General features: G+C 40.4%; 17 protein-coding genes. 9 read left to right on the forward strand and 8 right to left on the reverse strand.

Annotated elements, in window-relative coordinates:
- The first annotated feature begins 334 nt into the window (after positions 1–334).
- Positions 335–892, forward strand: a complete 558-nt coding sequence (locus L6494_RS19575) for a hypothetical protein (protein ID WP_237989408.1) — start codon at positions 335–337, stop codon at positions 890–892.
- A gap of 10 nt (positions 893–902) precedes the next feature.
- Here the strand turns inward: L6494_RS19575 and L6494_RS19580 are convergent, their stop codons facing one another.
- On the reverse strand, positions 903–1070 hold the full coding sequence (locus L6494_RS19580; RefSeq protein ID WP_237989410.1) for a hypothetical protein: 168 nt from the start codon (positions 1068–1070) through the stop codon (positions 903–905).
- Positions 1071–1771: 701 nt separating this feature from the next.
- On the opposite strand from L6494_RS19580, the gene L6494_RS19585 reads away from it, so the two are divergent.
- The gene (locus tag L6494_RS19585; protein WP_237989412.1) at positions 1772–2617 is read left to right on the forward strand and encodes an alpha/beta fold hydrolase; all 846 of its coding nucleotides are present in this window, start codon (positions 1772–1774) and stop codon (positions 2615–2617) included.
- A gap of 181 nt (positions 2618–2798) precedes the next feature.
- On the opposite strand, the gene yidD is transcribed toward L6494_RS19585, so the two are convergent.
- Positions 2799–3032, reverse strand: coding sequence for a membrane protein insertion efficiency factor YidD (gene yidD, locus L6494_RS19590; protein ID WP_237989414.1), 234 nt, complete (start codon positions 3030–3032; stop codon positions 2799–2801).
- A gap of 63 nt (positions 3033–3095) precedes the next feature.
- On the opposite strand from yidD, the gene L6494_RS19595 reads away from it, so the two are divergent.
- The 3 genes from L6494_RS19595 to L6494_RS19605 all read left to right on the forward strand — a co-directional run bounded on the left by L6494_RS19595 (position 3096) and on the right by L6494_RS19605 (position 5554).
- Entirely contained in the window at positions 3096–3800 is a 705-nt protein-coding gene (locus tag L6494_RS19595) for a diacylglycerol/polyprenol kinase family protein (RefSeq protein WP_237989415.1), read from the forward strand.
- Positions 3788–3949, forward strand: a complete 162-nt coding sequence (locus tag L6494_RS19600) for a hypothetical protein (RefSeq protein WP_237989416.1) — start codon at positions 3788–3790, stop codon at positions 3947–3949. The genes L6494_RS19595 and L6494_RS19600 overlap by 13 nt, the downstream gene beginning before the upstream one ends.
- Positions 3950–4087: 138 nt before the next feature.
- The gene (locus L6494_RS19605; protein ID WP_237989417.1) at positions 4088–5554 is read left to right on the forward strand and encodes an AAA family ATPase; all 1467 of its coding nucleotides are present in this window, start codon (positions 4088–4090) and stop codon (positions 5552–5554) included.
- Positions 5555–5775: 221 nt separating this feature from the next.
- On the opposite strand, the gene L6494_RS19610 is transcribed toward L6494_RS19605, so the two are convergent.
- The 4 genes from L6494_RS19610 to L6494_RS19625 form a co-directional block, all read right to left on the reverse strand.
- Complete coding sequence (locus tag L6494_RS19610) at positions 5776–6081, reverse strand: type II toxin-antitoxin system RelE/ParE family toxin (RefSeq protein ID WP_237989419.1); 306 nt, start codon at positions 6079–6081, stop codon at positions 5776–5778.
- A complete protein-coding gene (locus L6494_RS19615; protein ID WP_237989420.1) occupies positions 6078–6308 on the reverse strand; it encodes an addiction module protein in 231 nt (76 codons plus the stop codon). The genes L6494_RS19610 and L6494_RS19615 overlap by 4 nt, the downstream gene beginning before the upstream one ends.
- A gap of 144 nt (positions 6309–6452) precedes the next feature.
- A complete protein-coding gene (gene ilvA / locus L6494_RS19620; RefSeq protein WP_237989421.1) occupies positions 6453–7964 on the reverse strand; it encodes a threonine ammonia-lyase, biosynthetic in 1512 nt (503 codons plus the stop codon).
- A 96-nt stretch (positions 7965–8060) separates the two neighbouring features.
- Positions 8061–9035 (reverse strand): aldo/keto reductase, encoded by a 975-nt coding sequence (locus L6494_RS19625; protein ID WP_442946965.1) that lies wholly within the window; start codon positions 9033–9035, stop codon positions 8061–8063.
- A gap of 621 nt (positions 9036–9656) precedes the next feature.
- On the opposite strand from L6494_RS19625, the gene L6494_RS19630 reads away from it, so the two are divergent.
- Positions 9657–11141, forward strand: a complete 1485-nt coding sequence (locus tag L6494_RS19630) for an aromatic ring-hydroxylating dioxygenase subunit alpha (RefSeq protein WP_237989422.1) — start codon at positions 9657–9659, stop codon at positions 11139–11141.
- A gap of 148 nt (positions 11142–11289) precedes the next feature.
- On the opposite strand, the gene L6494_RS19635 is transcribed toward L6494_RS19630, so the two are convergent.
- Positions 11290–12732 carry an FAD-dependent oxidoreductase gene (locus L6494_RS19635; RefSeq protein WP_237989423.1) on the reverse strand — a complete coding sequence of 481 codons (1443 nt, stop codon included), beginning with the start codon at positions 12730–12732 and terminating at the stop codon, positions 11290–11292.
- 422 nt (positions 12733–13154) lie between these two features.
- Here L6494_RS19635 and L6494_RS19640 point away from each other — a divergent pair, with 422 nt between their 5' ends.
- Positions 13155–15707 carry a COR domain-containing protein gene (locus tag L6494_RS19640; protein WP_237989424.1) on the forward strand — a complete coding sequence of 851 codons (2553 nt, stop codon included), beginning with the start codon at positions 13155–13157 and terminating at the stop codon, positions 15705–15707.
- Here L6494_RS19640 and L6494_RS19645 read toward each other — a convergent pair.
- Complete coding sequence (locus tag L6494_RS19645) at positions 15676–15813, reverse strand: hypothetical protein (RefSeq protein WP_237989425.1); 138 nt, start codon at positions 15811–15813, stop codon at positions 15676–15678. The genes L6494_RS19640 and L6494_RS19645 overlap by 32 nt on opposite strands.
- Before the next feature lie 51 nt (positions 15814–15864).
- Here L6494_RS19645 and L6494_RS19650 point away from each other — a divergent pair, with 51 nt between their 5' ends.
- Together L6494_RS19650 and L6494_RS19655 are read left to right on the forward strand one after the other, a co-directional pair.
- Positions 15865–16038: a DUF433 domain-containing protein gene (locus L6494_RS19650; protein ID WP_237989427.1), complete on the forward strand. Its 174-nt coding sequence runs from the start codon at positions 15865–15867 to the stop codon at positions 16036–16038.
- Between the two features lie 105 nt (positions 16039–16143).
- A complete protein-coding gene (locus L6494_RS19655) occupies positions 16144–17067 on the forward strand; it encodes a transposase (protein ID WP_237988802.1) in 924 nt (307 codons plus the stop codon).
- Positions 17068–17209 lie beyond the last annotated feature (142 nt).

The following is a 17209-nucleotide window of genomic DNA, read 5'->3' on the forward strand; positions in this document are numbered from 1 at the left end:
TGCAAATTCTTCTTATCAAAATACTAAAAAATGTTACTAGAGCTTGCAATTACACAGTGTGTATTAATTTTTGAGCGATAATAGAAGTATAAACCAGTCAAAAAACCAATACCTCAATCAAACTCTAAAATCTAGAGCCACACCAGGAGGTTTATTATGACACACGATTTTCCTTTATTTGACCCTACCACTTATCTGATTGTCAAAATCAGCCTGTTAATTATCTTATTGCTAGTATTTTTAGCAATTTCTGCTGCTCCCGTTGTTTAGAGATTAGCTAATTCATATCTCACATTGCTTAATTGTGGCAGTCTCCTAGATATTTGGAGATGAGATGATGCTGAGTTTCAATAATCTCGCACAACCACTTGTGATGTTTGCAGCTTTGTTAATAAATTTCAATTTTAATCAGTCATTTCAAAAACAAAATACAAATTTGTGGGTTGCAGTTCCCAAAGTTAACATTGCCAATTTAGCAGATGGTAATTATCAATTTTGCAGTCAACCTGATCCACAAGACTGGCGGGTTGGTGTGGGTGTTTGTGCCAATTTTAAAAAAACTGTAAATCAATTTGATGGGTATTATGGCTATCCCCACTCCGATAACTTTATCTGTATTAGAGGTGATATGAAAAGCAATCTAATTACAGGTGAAGCTTTAGCTATATTGTGGAGTGGTCATCAACAGAATAATTTACCCAAATCTGCATTTAAATGGGATGTTGAAGGGCGATTGACACTAAGTCAAGGTAATTTGATGAGTAATGCTAATCATCATGAGGATGCTGTGCAGAGGATTATTTATCACCAAGCTTTGCTGAATCTTGAGGGGTTTTATCAATACAACCACCCTCGTATGACACCGCCATCTCAACTGTGTCAGTGGAATTGAAAACAATCAATTAACTAGCGTGTTCCCAATCGCTTAATAGTTCCGGTTCTTGTGTAATTTTTTTAGGTTTGCGTAATGGCACTTTAGGTGAACCAATATCCATACTAGGAAAAGACTGCTGTCGTTTTTTAGCAGATTTTTTATCGGGTTTAGTAGTAATTGTCTGTGTAAGTGTCATGATTAATAAAGTCTTAATGAAGAACTGCGCCTACAGTTTATAGCAACAATTTTCAAATGGCAAATTCCTGATGAAGGATATGAAAAATTTCCGCGATCGCACGGGTATAGAGCTAACATATCCTTCCTGTCTCTAAAAGTAGCTTTTCTCTATTATTCTCAGCTTTTGAAAGATTATCCGGTCAATGCAAATATTTACTATTGTAGGGAATTACACCTTAATATCTCACTATTGATAGAATTTGTTTTGTCGTTACTACTCATGCAACAGCAATCATAATTATCAATGTCATCCGTCCCTCAGACACTAGTGATTGATGGACTTGAGTAATTTCTGGCGTTGCTTCCATAGCGATCGCGCAACCCAATACATTCAATTAATTCGCAACTCGCGTTGTAACAGGGATTTAGACCCTCCAGCCTCCCTTGTATCGCCTCTTCCCCCAGCTTTTTCCAGTCAGGGTGTGCCAGGGTTTTATAGGACTTACGCAGTGATACGAAGAATCAAGGGTTTGGGCGAGGGTATAGGGGTATAGGGGTGTGGGGGTGTAGGTGTTCAAAACCCTTACACCCCTACACCCTCATACCCTTACACCCCTTCTTCACAAATAACCTCTGTGCGTAAGTCCTGTTTTAGTCTGACGCATTTCTGTTATCACTGCAATGGTAAAATTTTTCATATCAAACTGATAGGAAAATAGCGTGTCAATCACAGAGAATAAAATAACAGTAGATTCTTTAGAATGGTTTTATCGGGAAGCTGCACCAATTGGACAAACTGACTTATTACCTGTAGTGTTACTACATGGAATCCCATCACAAAGTTACAGTTGGCGTAATATTATGCCAGGTTTAGCCAGTCAAGGAACAAGAGCGATCGCACCAGATTGGATTGGTTCTGGCTTCTCGGCAAAACCCGAAAAATATGAGTTTCGTTACACTCATGATGCTTATATCAAAGCATTATCAGCTTTTATTGAAGCTTTAGAACTAGAACGATTTTCCTTAGTTGTGCAAGGCTTCTTAGGCTCTGTAGGTCTACAATATGCTTTAAGAAATCCCGAAAAAATTGCCAATATTGCTATTTTAAATACACCCATTTCTTTGGATGCTAAATTACCTTGGAAACTTCAACAAATGGGTTGGCCGTTTGTGGGTGATATGATGACTCAAGACCCTCTATTAGTTGACCGCACTTTAGAAGGTGGTAGTCGTTATCGCATCGAAGACAAAGATTTAGATGTATATCGTAAACCATATTTGAAAACTTCCGCCGTCGGACGTGCGCTGTTAACTACGATTCGTAATCTGGAACTACCAGCCGCTATGACAGAAATTACATCAGGCTTTCAACAATGGCAACAACCAATTTTAATTCAATGGGGAATGATTGACCCTTGGTTGCCTATAGATTTAGCAGAAAGTTTTGCCAAGTCCGTACCGGATGCGGAAGTGATCAAACTCAACAACGTCGGTCACTATCCCCAAGAACACTATCACACTACGATTCTAGAAGACCTATTACCCTTTGTGCGTCGGAGTAAGTAGTGAGTAGTGAGTAATGAGTAATGAGTAATGAGTAATGAGTAATGAGTAGTGAGTAGTGAGTAATGAGTAGTGAGTAATGAGTAGTGAGTAATGAGTAATGAGTAATGAGTAATGAGTGGGTATTGTATTTTTCTCCCCCTGCTCCCCCTGCTCCCCCTGCTTTCATTACCACTGTCCCCTGTCACCTATCCCCTGTCCCCTCCTTCTCCGGTACGGGATCATAACCACCGGGATGGAAGGGATGACAACGCAAAATCCGCCTGGTAGCCATCCAGCCACCGCGAAATATGCCAAATCTTTCTATGGCTTCGATAGCATACATGGAACAAGTCGGTTGAAAGCGACAGGTTGGTAGGAATAGGGGAGAGATAAATATTCTGTAGCCTTGAATTAACCAAATAAATAATTGCTTCATTACCGTGACCCAAATCTTATAAATTGGTAACAAGGATAAAACGTTTTCTATCTTGTAGCATCTTTGTTAACTCAATTTCCTGATTTCATCTTAACCCCACCTCTATGGCTGCAAATTACCATTGTTGCAGCTTGGGTATTTTTTATTCTAGCGATCGCGGGATTAGTAAGTCGTTTTGCTACTAGCGATCCAGAAATCATCCGTAAAATAGTTCATATTGGTGCTGGTCATGTTATTCTAATCGCTTGGTGGCTAAATATTCCTGCCAGCATAGGTATTGGGGCTTCAATTTTAGCTAGTATTGTCACTCTGCTATCTTACATTTTCCCTATTCTCCCCGGTATCAATAGTGTAGGAAGGCAAAGCCTAGGCACATTTTTTTACGCTGCTAGTGTGGGAATTTTAGTAGGTTGCTTCTGGTATGTACAACAACCCCAGTATGCCGCGATTGGGATGATGATTATGTGCTGGGGTGATGGACTCGCCGCTTTAGTTGGTCAACGCTTTGGTAAACACAAGTATAAACTTTTGGGAGCGCAAAAAAGCTGGGAAGGCTCTTTAACTATGGCTTTGCTTAGTTATTTGGTCTGTAGTTTAATTTTACTAGGCGTATTCGGCAATATTTGGCAAACTTGGGTAGTGTCACTGGTAGTTGCATTCGTCGCCACTAGTTTAGAAGCTTTTTCATTTTTAGGTATTGACAATTTGACCGTTCCTTTAGGTAGTGCAGCGTTGGCATTTATTTTAATGCAGCTATGGGTAGTTTAGAAGAGCAGGGGAAGCAGGGGGAGCAGGGGGAGAAAAATACAATCCCCAGTCCCCAGTCCCCAGTCCCCAATCCCCAATCCCCAGTCCCCAGTCCCCAATCCCCAATCCCCAGTCCCCAGTCCCCAGTCCCCAATCCCCAGTCCCCATGACGAAAATTTGCTTTAGAGGCTGAAGTGCTTGCGGCACAAAGATTAGCAGACTTTATTAATAAAGTAACTCTGTTGAGGCGTGTTTAGAATGAATATAGTTAGCAGCTGATTCTACACACAGAGCTACAGAGGAACGCAATGCTAATTTTTGAGGAACACTTTCAAGATAATCGTTGTAGTTGGGTGACACGAGATAGCTCAGAGTGCAGCCTTTACATGGAAGTGGGTCACTATGTATTTGACCACAAACGTGAAGGTGATGCTTATTGGCTATCGTGGAACTCGGCGGAGTTTTTTTATGACAGGACTGATTTTCATATTCATATGGTCTTAGAAAAAGCTGCTGGTGTAGATGATCATGGATATGGTTTCATTTGGGGACTGTTAGACGATCGCAATTTTTTTGAGTTTGTGATTTCTGGTAATGCTTGTTATCGCATTGCTGAGGTCAAAAATGGTAGTTTTGTCAATTATACAGATTGGAAACGGTGCGATCGCATTCAACGTGGTCATGCTGTAAATTTACTAGAGATTTGCCGTGTGGGGAACTTCGTTGAGTTCTACATCAACAGTACCCTTGTAGACAAATTCCCCGCCGAAAAGTTAATGGATGTCCCAGGGCGAAATTTTGGTTTTGTGATTCACGACAAAATTAAAATGAAAGTTCACAGCCTGATGGTGAGTGCGCCGGATACAGAAAAAGACCTTAGTGAAGTGAATCTAGAGGTTTATGATTCTAGATATGAAACCAAAGCTACTTTTGTGGAGCATGAACCACCTGATGATGATAGTTTAGAGCTAGTATTTGCAGACTTAAAAGCACTAGTTGGACATGAACGCACCAAGCATCAACTTTTCTCTCTAGCCAATTACCTCAAAGTCCAAACCGAACGACAAAAGCGAGGGCTGAAAACTGTAGATATTTCACTACACTTAATGTTATATGGCCCACCAGGGACAGGTAAAACCACTATTGCCCGTTTAGTAGGAAGATTATATAAACAATTGGGATTTCTGGAACGGGGACACGTTGTAGAAACCGATCGCGCCGGGATTGTCAGTGGGTATATTGGCCAAACTGCTCTCAGGGTGGAAAATGCTGTCCAGCAAGCCCTAGACGGTGTATTATTCATAGATGAAGCCCACGCCCTTGCACCTGAAGATAGCCCTAATGATTATGGCAAGGAAGCATTGCAGATATTAATTAAACGCATGGAAGATCACCGCGATCGCTTGGCGGTAGTTATCGCCGGCTACACTGAGGAAATGGATCGTTTACTAGAATCTAATCCAGGCTTTAAATCCCGTCTGCACCGTTTATTTTACCTCGATCACTACACTCCCCAAGAATTATTATTAATTTTCAAGAAATTCTGTCACGATAACGGCTACACCCTCGACCCCTCGGCAAATATTATCTTACAAGCTACTTTTGAATTAGCATATGTCAACCGAGACAAGAATTTTGGTAATGGACGTTTCGCCCGTGCTTTATTTGAAAGGAGTATTGAACAACAAGCTAATAGAATTGTCCATGATCTTCACAAGCTAGATAATTCTCAGCTAACTCTAATTACCGCAGAAGATTTATCCGTAAATCTCTAAATTCCAGATAAAAAATTAGAACTTCCGCAACGCCGCATATTTTTTATGTAGGGGAGGCAAAAAGCGGTGTGGATTTTCCTCCCGCTTTATTGCCGTTGTGTGACGCTGCAAAAGTATTTGAACGTAGTAATGAGACTTATAGCGTCACGCACCAATTAATTGTGACACTTGCGATAGTAATTCTAAAATTCCCGTCTATTGCGTTAAAATTGGTAAAGATGTTAAATTTCAAGATTTCTTTGTTTCCAGTAATTCAGTTTGCGCTTACCATGAGCTATTGCTATAACCCAAATCACTTCTTCAAGCTCCGTATAAAAAATTAGGTAGGGAAAACGTTGAATAGCATAGCGGCGTATTCCTGCAATTTTGTATGGAGTTCCTAAATTCGGGTTTTGCTGAATTTTGAGAATAACTTTTTCTACTTGAGATAGCAAATCTAGTCCCAAGCCTACTTTCTGCGTTTCATAGTAAGCTATTGCAGCATCAAGCTCTTTTCGAGCTTCGGTATGGATAACAATAAACTTCACGAATACTTTTCTCGTAACTCTTCAAAAACTTGATATATTGGCTCTCCAATAACTGTGTTGGAATTAATATCTTCCAACCTTTTGCTTAATTCCGTATCCCCAACAGTTTCTAGATCATCATCTAGATCATCATCTAGAGAATGAATTAAAAAGTAGGCAATTTCAGCACGTTCTTTTGCAGAAAGCTGAGAAAGTTCTAGTTTAAGTTTTTCGGCAGTTTCACTCATGCTTTGAAGTCTTCCCAACAATTCTCATTATAGGCTTAACTATCCGAGCATCACTGATTTAGGAAACTCTCAAAAATAAATTATTCCGTTTCAAGTTGTTGAGTGTTAACTGTAAAGAATGGTGACAGTGTTCCACCAACTTCCTCAACCTAAAAACAATTTATACGCCGGATTTTGGCTTTCATCCCAATAGCCGTAACCGAGGCTATCAAGAAATGCCTGCCATTCTGCCATTTCTTGGGGAGGTACTTGCATTCCTACAACAATCCGTCCGTAGTCTGAGCCATTATTGCGGTAGTGGAACATACTAATATTCCAGTTAGGACTCATGGAAGCGACAAATTTCATCAATGCGCCGGGACGTTCAGGAAACTCAAACCGATAGAGTAGTTCATTGTGGGCTAAGGGAGAATGTCCCCCAACCATGTGCCTTAAATGCAGTTTTGTCAGTTCATCATCAGTTAAATCGATAATGGGAAAACCACAATCTTCAAAGGTTTCTACCATCTTGATTCTATCGGCACGGTTTTGGATTTGCATCCCGACAAAAATATGGGCAATTTTCTCGTCAGCAATGCGATAGTTAAACTCTGTTAGGTTGCGTCTACCAATACATTCGCAAAACTTATGTAGACTTCCTGGTGCTTCGGGAATGGTAACTGCAAAGATGGCTTCGCGGCGTTCGCCAAATTCGGCGCGTTCGGCGACAAAACGCAACCGATCAAAGTTCATATTAGCACCGCAGGCGACGGCTATTAAAGTTTGTCCTTGAATTTGCTCCCGTTCGACATAGGCTTTTGCACCGGCGATCGCTAATGCCCCGGCAGGTTCTAAAATAGAGCGGGTATCTTCAAACACATCTTTAATTGCGGCACAGGTGGCATCTGTATCCACCAAAATGATTTCATCTACGTATTCTTGACACAGCCTAAAGGTTTCTTCCCCTACTTCCCGCACTGCTACCCCATCAGCAAATAAACCCACCTGAGACAACTGCACCCGTTTACCTGCTTTTAATGATTGGTGCATAGCATCAGCATCTACCGGTTCTACGCCAATAATTTTGATTTCGGGACGGAGACGTTTCACATAGGCTGCAATGCCAGAAATCAAGCCACCGCCACCAATCGCCACAAATATGGCATGAATGGGCTGTTGGTATTGCCTGAGAATTTCCATGCCAATAGTTCCCTGTCCAGCTATCACATGAGGATCATCAAAAGGATGAATAAAAGTTAAACCCTTTTCAGCCTCCAGTTGTCGAGCAAAGGCGTAAGCATCATCATAGGTATCCCCATACAATACCACCTCTCCACCCCGCGCCTTGACTGCATCAATCTTTACCTGGGGTGTAGTCACAGGCATGACGATAACAGCTTTCGTTCCTAAGCGACTTGCACCTAAAGCCACACCTTGGGCATGATTACCCGCAGAGGCAGCAATTACGCCCTGTGCTAGTAAATCCGGCGTGAGGTTAGCCATTTTGTTGTAAGCACCGCGTAGCTTAAAGGAAAATACAGACTGCATATCTTCCCGTTTCAACAAGAGTTGATTATTCAGTCTGGCAGAAAGATTCGGGGCATACTCCAGAGGAGATTCCTGAGCAACATCGTATACACGAGCAGTCAGAATTTGTACTAGGTAGTCGCAAAACATGGGGCAGATGGGATAAGCAAGAGGTAGATAAAGATTAATTCTACGGTAAGTTTGTCTCCATACTTTGGTAGTTATTAGCGATCGCTACTAATTCAATTATTTAGTCTGAAAAATATTTTGCACCATTTTTTTATCTGTACTGGCTGCTGCTTGATCTAACTCCGCAATTTCACCAGCATCTAATTGCCAACCCAAAGCCCCTATATTATTCTGCGCCTGGGTGACAGATTTTGCTCCAGGTATAGGCATAGTTCCCTTACAAATACACCAGTTAATAGCGACTTGGGACATGGTTTTATTTCTAGATTCTGCCACAGCTCGTAAACAGGCTAAGAGCGATCGCGCTCCGGGCAATAATTGTCTAAATAATAAACCTCTGATACCTTGAGGATAAGAGCTATTTTCAGAATATTTCCCTGTTAATATCCCCAAACCTAAAGGACTGTAAGCGATTAGTTGTATACCCAATTCATCACACACTTGTTTTAGTCCCAATTCGGTGACGGGATATGTAGATAACAGCGAGTATTGCACTTGCAGAGTTTTAATTGGTATTCCCCGCGCTGCAAACTTTTTATGTACACGTTGCAGGCGTTTAGTACCGTAATTAGATAATCCCACACCCTTGACTAAACCTTGCTCGTACAAATCAGCTAAACCATCCAAAAGTCCCTCCTCTTGCCAAGGCGCATAATTTGCTGTTGACCAGTGCATCTGAACTAAATCAACATTTCTACCCAAACGTTGTGCTGAAGCTTTACAAGCTTTAATCATTGACTGGCGTGTCCATCGCCAAGGGTATGCAGCCAACTTGGTAGCAATGCAGATATGGTCTTGGTTTATGCCTTGATATGAGCGAGAAAATTGTCCTAATAGTAATTCACTACGTCCTTGTAAGCGTCCAGTGCCGTAAGAATCGCCTGTATCAAATAGAGTTACACCATTACTTACACACAGGTTAAATACTGCTTGCAATTGGTCGTCCATACTTTCAGTGTATCCCCAAAGCAATTGGTTGCCCCATGCCCAAGTTCCGCAACCCATCTGTGGTAAAGATATTTCTTCTTGCATATATATTTATCCTAAAAATTCAGTGTTTATTTAATTACAATACTAGTAAGTTGGTAGTGAGGACTTTAGTCCTCAATCTAAGGACTAAAGTCCTCACTACCAACCTGAAAAATTTACTAAGCTAGGGTCATGTCATCTAAAAAAGTACAGCGTTAGTATGTCAGTAACCCAGCCCTAAAGGGACTGGGCTTGTAAGAGTAATCAAGCAAGCCGTACTGACCAGACCACTTGGTTAAACGAGTAGCCGTTATTTGAGTTACGACACCCTGGAATGCGTAGCTAGTTCCCTGCTCTGTCGCTTGTGATTAAACAGTTCTAAGGTCACTGGAACAGTATTGCAAGCCTAACAAGCTCTTATAACTGGTCGTTCGCGCAGCGTCTCCCCTTGGGAGAAGCTAACATTACCCCAGAAATGGGAGGCTCTTTAGAGCAAAACATTATGCGTACAGAGTTGGAAAATTTGAAACGGTAATTGTCCCGTTGAAAGTACATCACAAAAGTACACCTAATTTCCCAACTCCAAGGCGGTAATGAACAAAATATCCAATGCGGTTAAAACCGCTCGTACCGCTTCCCTCTCAGGGCTAAAGCCTCTGAGTTTCCCTCTTACCGCGTATTCTTATGACTACTGATATCAATTTGCCGGGAAATATCTTAAACAGCCTGAAAAACGAGCAACTACAAGCAGAAGAAGGGATATTCCAATGGACAAAGCAGTGGTATCCAATAGCGGTTGTGGAATTTTTAGATCCTTCTCGTCCCCATGCGATGCAGTTGTTAGGTAAGGATATTGTGTTATGGCGGGATGGTACGGGAAAATGGCGTTGCTTTGAAGATTTTTGTCCCCATCGACTCGCCCCGCTTTCCCAAGGACGGGTAGAATCTGATGGCACACTTTTATGTGCTTACCATGCTTGGCGGTTTGATGCTGAAGGTAAATGTGTCAACATTCCCCAGTCTGTAGATAAACAAACCGCCGCGAAAAACTGTGAAAACCCCAAATCCTGTGCTGTTGTCTATCCTACCCAAGAGAATCAAGGCTTATTGTGGGTGTGGGGGGAAACAGGGGAGGAAGCCCAAAAAGAAAGCCAATTGCGGACACCGCGCCTTGTTCCTGAATTAGAAGAGAACTCAGAACAAGTAGTGAAGTTTTTTTGGAACTTCCGGGATTTGCCCTATGGATGGGATTATTTCATGGAAAACGTTGCCGATCCTGCCCATGTACCAGTTTCTCATCATGGGATTGTAGGCGATCGCTACAAAGATGCTAAATATTATGACATGATTCCCACCCGCAAGATATCTACCCAGGATGGCTTTGCGTTTGAAATTCAACCCACAACGGGCAACATTGAGCAAGCAATTCACGACTTCCAGCCACCTTGTCACATGAGAATTTCCTCAACCCCGAAAGATGGCGGTAAATTCATTTTGGCGTTGTATGCTACTCCCACCCGTCCCGGATGGTGTCGCCACATTGGCTGTCAGGTGTTCGTTAAAAATTCCCAAGGTAAGACACCCCAAGGCTTATCAATTTTTGGTCTACCCTTACCCACTTGGTTAGGTCATGTGTTAGCGTCCTTGTTCCTGCACCAAGATATGGTATTTCTGCATTATCAAGAAAAAACTATTGCCCAGAGAAAACAGGGTAAATGGCTTGATGCTGTCTTTACACCTAATCCGCAAGACAAGATGGTGATTACATTTCGCCAATGGCTAGACCAACGTGCTGGCGGTGGTATCCCTTGGGCGGAAGGCTACAGCCATGATTTACCTTGGACAGAAACCGACCATCAAAAGCTATTTGATGTCTGGACAACCCACACTCAAAACTGTACAGTGTGCCAAAATGCCCTGGCTAATATCAATCGCCTCAAAGTTTCAGCCTATGTATTGGCGGCTGTATGTTTCTTGTTAGGAATTATTTTAGATGCACGCATGGTAGCGACACAAGCAGCATTAGAAAAATCTCTCACATTTCTGCCGCCGACACAATTTTGGTTAGCATTAGGAAGCGGAATTTTATTAGCAATAATTGGCTACTTGTTACAGAAATTCAGCCGACTATTTTATGTCTATGAATTTCAACACTTTCGCAATCCATAATTCAAAAAACCCCACTTGTAGAAAGGAGAGAGGCTTTAACTTTTCCCCCTTCCCTACTAGGGAAGGGGGTTAGGGGGTTAGGTTTCGCATTAGCTTTTCCACATAACGTAAAAAGTCAGAACTTGCTTCCGCGTAGCAGCATTACGAATTACGAATTAGCTAACTCTTTCATCACTTGCTCAACATTACGCCCATAAATTTGTTGACTATATTGCTGCCAATTATGTTCTGAAGAATGGGGATGACGGGTTAAAGTTGCTTCCTGAACATACGCCATCCACGGACGACGTAACTGTTCATATTTCTGGAAAGCTTCTGTTATAGCTTGTCTATTATTCCAGTTATTTTCTGCGGCAATTTGAGCAATTAATGCTACCACAGCTAAAGCATCTTCTAAACCTTGATTAGCACCTTGAGCCATAAATGGCGGCATCCCATGCGCCGCATCACCAACTAAAACCACCCTCCCTGCATTCCAAGTTGGTTGAATTGGTGTGGTGTCAGAATCAGCAATAATTGCCCGATGAATATAATAAGGACGCTGTTCTATATTTTCTGGAGGCGATAAACGGACTAATTGCTTGAGGACATCGGGAAATCCAGCTTGCTCAAAGACTTTTACAGCTAAATTAATTAAAGAACTGCCAGACTTACCTTGTAAAGCTGCCAAAGGTGAAGCGAAATGGATGAGATAGCCAAATTGATTAGTAATGCGACTGCGGAATAACATCATCCTTGTGTCTTCCATCTCACCAACCGCTTTTCTCGATACCTCATCATGACAAATAGTAGTAACCCGTGAATTTTGCAAAAATGTAGCTTCGATTTCTGCTTCCACTTCTGCGGGAATATCAGCAACTTCTCGACAAGATATAGCAGCAAACCCAGAATATTCTGGTTTGGCATAATCTTGATAAAAGCTATCTTTGTAAAGCACTCGGCGAATTGTAGAATTAATTCCGTCGGCGGCTACAATTAGCCTGGCTCGAAATGATTTATTAGTAACTGATGCGGGGGAATTAGTATCTAGATTTTCGGTTTTGTTGTCATTCCAATGAGCATAGGGATTGGCTTCTACTGTAGTATCAGAAACACAATCTATCCGCACACAATCATTTTCTGGTTCATCTACAACATTAATACAACGGTGATTCGCTCTGACAATTTCTTGGGGTAATTGTTGTCTTAAAGTTGTCTGCAAATCATACCAAGCAAGTGAAACTCGCCCTTCGCCATATTCTTGAAACCAATTATCAAAACTTACAGACATTGAGCGCATTATCTGCCCTTGCAAATTCCTGAAAGCCCATGTAGGTGAAGATTTGGGAGTATTTTGTTTTTGATTAGATGGTTGAGAATTAGATAAACCAAGGGCGGCGTTTTTAACTGCTTCGTAAGCATGAGGATCTAAATATCTCAGAGACTTTAAGCCATTGGGAAGCAGATCCAACACTTGACCAACTGGACGAAAAGCACGAGTTTGATCTAATACCAAAATATTTTCAATTCCCCGCTTGCGTAAACCGATCGCAGTTGCCAATCCAATCGGCCCAGCTCCAACTATCACAACATCGTAGATATCAGCTAACATAACTTCAAATTAAATATTCCACTCTGTCAGCATAGATTGAGATGTATGGAATTGATATCGGCCTTAATTAAGAATTTTGTTCGCGGTGTTATGAGCCGGTATAGCATGATAATTCAATGGTCTGAACCTATAACGCTTGACGTTGCTTGATATAGCGGTTCTCAGAAGAACCCCACCCCCCCTCCCCGCAAGCAAGGAGGGGGCTATTATACACATTATATAATTAGGAAACGCTATAGTTGGATCGCACTTTTTACTCAAACATCCATGTTCAGAGGTGGAATTATGGAGTTATGAGGGTGAGTGAGCGTGCTTTTTACTAAAATCTTGATATTGCAAAGTTTAAATGCGGCTCATGCAACTGTTTATACACGCTACATTATTATTTAAATTGATTTTACTGGTGCGATCGCTCCATTCCTATGACTAACGAAGAACTGCTGCGAATTATTGAACAAGCTGCTAAAGACCAAGCTACGGAACTAGACCTTTCTAGCAAAAAATTAACAAGCCTACCACCAGAAATTGGGAAACTTAGCAATCTGCGATCGCTCCACCTCAGCAGTAATCAACTGAGCAGTCTGCCACCGGAAATTGTCCAACTGGTCAACCTGCAAAAGCTCGACCTCTGGAGTAATCAACTGAGCAGTCTGCCACCGGAAATTGTCCAACTGGTCAACCTGCAAAAGCTCGACCTCTGGAGTAATCAACTGAGCAGTCTGCCACCGGAAATTGTCCAACTGATCAACCTGCAAAAGCTCTACCTCGGTAGTAATCAACTGAGTAGTCTGCCACCGGAAATTGGACAACTGGTCAACCTGCAATCGCTCAACCTCAACAGTAACCAACTGAGCAGTCTACCACCGGAAATTGGACAACTGGTCAACCTGCAATCGCTCGACCTCCACAGTAATCAACTGAGCAGTCTGCCACCGGAAATTGGACAACTGGTCAACCTGCAATCGCTCGACCTCCAAGATAATCCACTTGATTCACCTCCACCAGAAATAATCAAGGAGGGTCTAAGAGCAATTATGAACTTTTTCAGGCAACAGTTAGAACAAGAAACTGATCGCCTCTACGAAGCTAAATTACTTATAGTAGGAGAAGGTGGTGCAGGAAAAACTACCCTAGCTAGAAAAATTCAAGATAATAACTATGAACTAAAACAAGATGAAAAATCTACCGAGGGAATTGATATAGTTAAATGGAAATTTCTTCTAGAAAATGATAGAGAGTTCCAGATTAATATATGGGATTTTGGAGGGCAAGAAATTTACCATGCTACTCACCAATTTTTTCTCACTAAACGTTCACTTTATGTTTTAGTTGCAGATACTCGTAAAGAAGATACTGATTTTGACTATTGGTTGAATGTGGTAGAACTACTAAGCGATAACAGCCCTGTAATTGTGATAAAAAATGAAAAAGACGAGCGTAAGCCAGGAATAAACGAGCGAGGTTTACGGGCTAATTTTACCAATTTGAAAGAAACACTCTCTACTAACTTTGCTACAAATCGTGGTTTACCAGAAATCTTAAATAAAATCAAACACTATATTAGTAACCTGCCCCATATAGGCACAGAACTTCCTAAAAATTGGGTTGAAGTCCGAAAGGTTTTAGAAAGTGATAAACGTCAGTATATTACTTTAGAAGAATATTTGAATATTTGCCAAAAATATGGATTTACTGAACGAAAAGATAAACTACAACTAAGCGGTTATCTACATGATTTAGGTGTATATCTTCATTTTCAGGATGATGATTTACTAGTAAAAACCATAATTCTTAAACCTACTTGGGGTACAGATGCAGTCTACAAAGTATTAGATAACAGACAAGTTATTCAAAACTTAGGCAAATTTACCCGCAATGATTTAAACGATATTTGGAGTGAAAACAAATATGCTGATATGCGTCCAGAGCTATTACGTTTAATGATGAAGTTTAAGCTATGCTATGAAATTCCTAGTTGTCCTAATAATTATATTACTCCTCAATTACTCTCGGCAAATCAACCTGAATACAACTTGAATGAGTCTAATAATCATAATCTTATTCTGCGTTACAGGTATGACTTTATGCCCAAAGGTATGTTAAGTCGCTTTATTGTGGAAACACATAATTATATTGAACAGCAAACACTTGTTTGGAAAACTGGTGTTGTTCTCAATAAAGACAAAACACGCGCTGAAGTAATTGAACACTATCACCAACGTGAAATTAAAATTCGTGTCGTCGGAAGTCGGAAAAAAGAATTACTAGCGATAATTATCCATGAATTGGAAAAAATTCATAAATCTTATGAACGGCTAAAATATCGTCAACTTATTCCTTGTAATTGTGAAAAATGCCAAACTAGCCAAAATCCTTATGTGTATGAATATGAAAAACTTCAAAAATTTAAGGATAGAAAGCAATACAGTATTATGTGCTATGAAAGCGGAGTGAATGTAGATATTATAAGATTGATTGATGATGTTTTAATCGAAAATGTAAACCCGATTCTAGAACCAGTCATGAGAAATCAAGTTTTTATCAGCTATAGCCATTCAGATAAAGATTGGCTAACTCAACTGCAAACCCACCTAAAGCCAATGATTCGCAACCAAAAATTAGTCGTGTGGGATGATACGAAAATTGAACCTGGAACTGAGTGGTATAAAGAAATTGAAGATGCTTTGGCAGCAGCAAAAGTAGCAGTTTTAATGGTAAGTCCTAACTTTTTAGCATCAGATTTTATTGCTGATAATGAGTTACCCCCATTGTTAAATGCTGCCCAAGCTGAAGGATTGAAAATTATTTGGATACCTATAAGTTTTAGCGCATACGAAGAAACAGAAATTGCTAAATACCAAGCAGCACACGAACCCAAACATCCTTTAAAAAGCCTCACTGAAGCAGAACAGGATGCAGCATTAGTGCAAATCTGCAAAAAGATTAAAACGGCGTTTCAGTCTGCAAATAAATAGTTGCTTGGGTGTGGGGATGCTGAAAGCGGAGTTCTCTGGCGTGCAAGTGTAAACGAGTCGCCCCAGCATTGCAACCATACAGGCGATCGCCTAAAATCAAAAGCATGAACCCAATTGATATATTAAGTTTATAAGTAGGTAGAAGCAAAATAAATATATGCCAGTTGTTGCAGCTAAATCTTATGTAGAGTATCGAAACGATGCTTATTGGGTCGAAGGAACTCGAATTTCCCTGGATTCTGTTGTTTACGCCTTCCGGGGTGGATTATCACCTGAAAGCATTGTTCAATCTTTTCCATTACTAACATTAGAACAAGTTTATGGCGCGTAGGCGTAGCCCGTCGTAGACATCGCATTCTATCTAGCTAATAGACATCTCCAAAATAGTATTATTCTGTGATAAAAGAACATTAAAGCGTTATTTTGACACAGAAGCATGAGCAATATACTGAATTACATTGAAGAGAATCCTAAACAAACCCAAAGGTTAATAGGTCTGGAATATGAACAGTTACAACAATTAATCATAAATGGGGAAAGATTATATCATGAAAAAAAAGCTTTACTGGAATCTAAGAAAGTGAGAATTATTGCTGGTGGAGGAGGTCGGAAACCAAAATTATCTATTTCTGAACAAATCATTTTAACTTTAGTGTATCTCCGACATCTGACAACCTTTCAACTTCTAGGTATTCAGTTTGAAGTAAGTGAGTCTACAGCCAACGATACGTTTAACTATTGGTTGCCTAACTTGCGAGAATTACTGCCATCAAGTTTGCTTGAACAAGTAAAAAAAAACGCTTCTGACTATGAAGTAGTAAAAGAAATGCTCACAGAATATGAATTAATAGTAGATAGCTATGAACAAGTCAGAGAAAGACCTAGAGACAATGATGAACAAAAGAAATATTTTTCAGGTAAGAAGAGTAATCATACATTTAAAACTCAAATGATTATTTTACCTGATGCTAGTGATATCGTTGATGTTGTGGCAGGTGAACCTGGTCCAAAAAGCGATATAACTTTGTTCCGAGAATATCGTTCAGAGTTTGATGCCAAACAAAGATTTAAAGGAGATAAGGCATATCTTGGAGAAGATTTAATTACAACTCCAATTAAGAAACCAAGAAATCAAGAACTAACAACTGAACAGAAAGAACAGAACAAAATATTTTCATCTAAACGAATCTTTGTTGAACATCGAATACGGTCAGTCAAAATCTTTCGAGTTGTCCAAGAGAGATTTAGGTTAAATACCCGCAAATATAAGCAAGTAATTTTGACGATTTGTGGGCTAGTAAGGTTACGGATTCGAGGGCTAATATTACCATTAGAAATATCAGCTATATCATCAGGTTAAAATTATCGCATATAACTAGATATTTTTGCCTAATTATCAACAGCAAATATCTCAAAGTCTTATTTCATCGTACAGAATAGCTAATTTAAGATGATTGCATTTAGTGGCTACAGCCTAGCCAAACAAAGGCTTTGACTGTTTT

The organism is Nostoc sp. UHCC 0870 (genome assembly GCF_022063185.1).
Lineage (GTDB): Bacteria > Cyanobacteriota > Cyanobacteriia > Cyanobacteriales > Nostocaceae > Trichormus.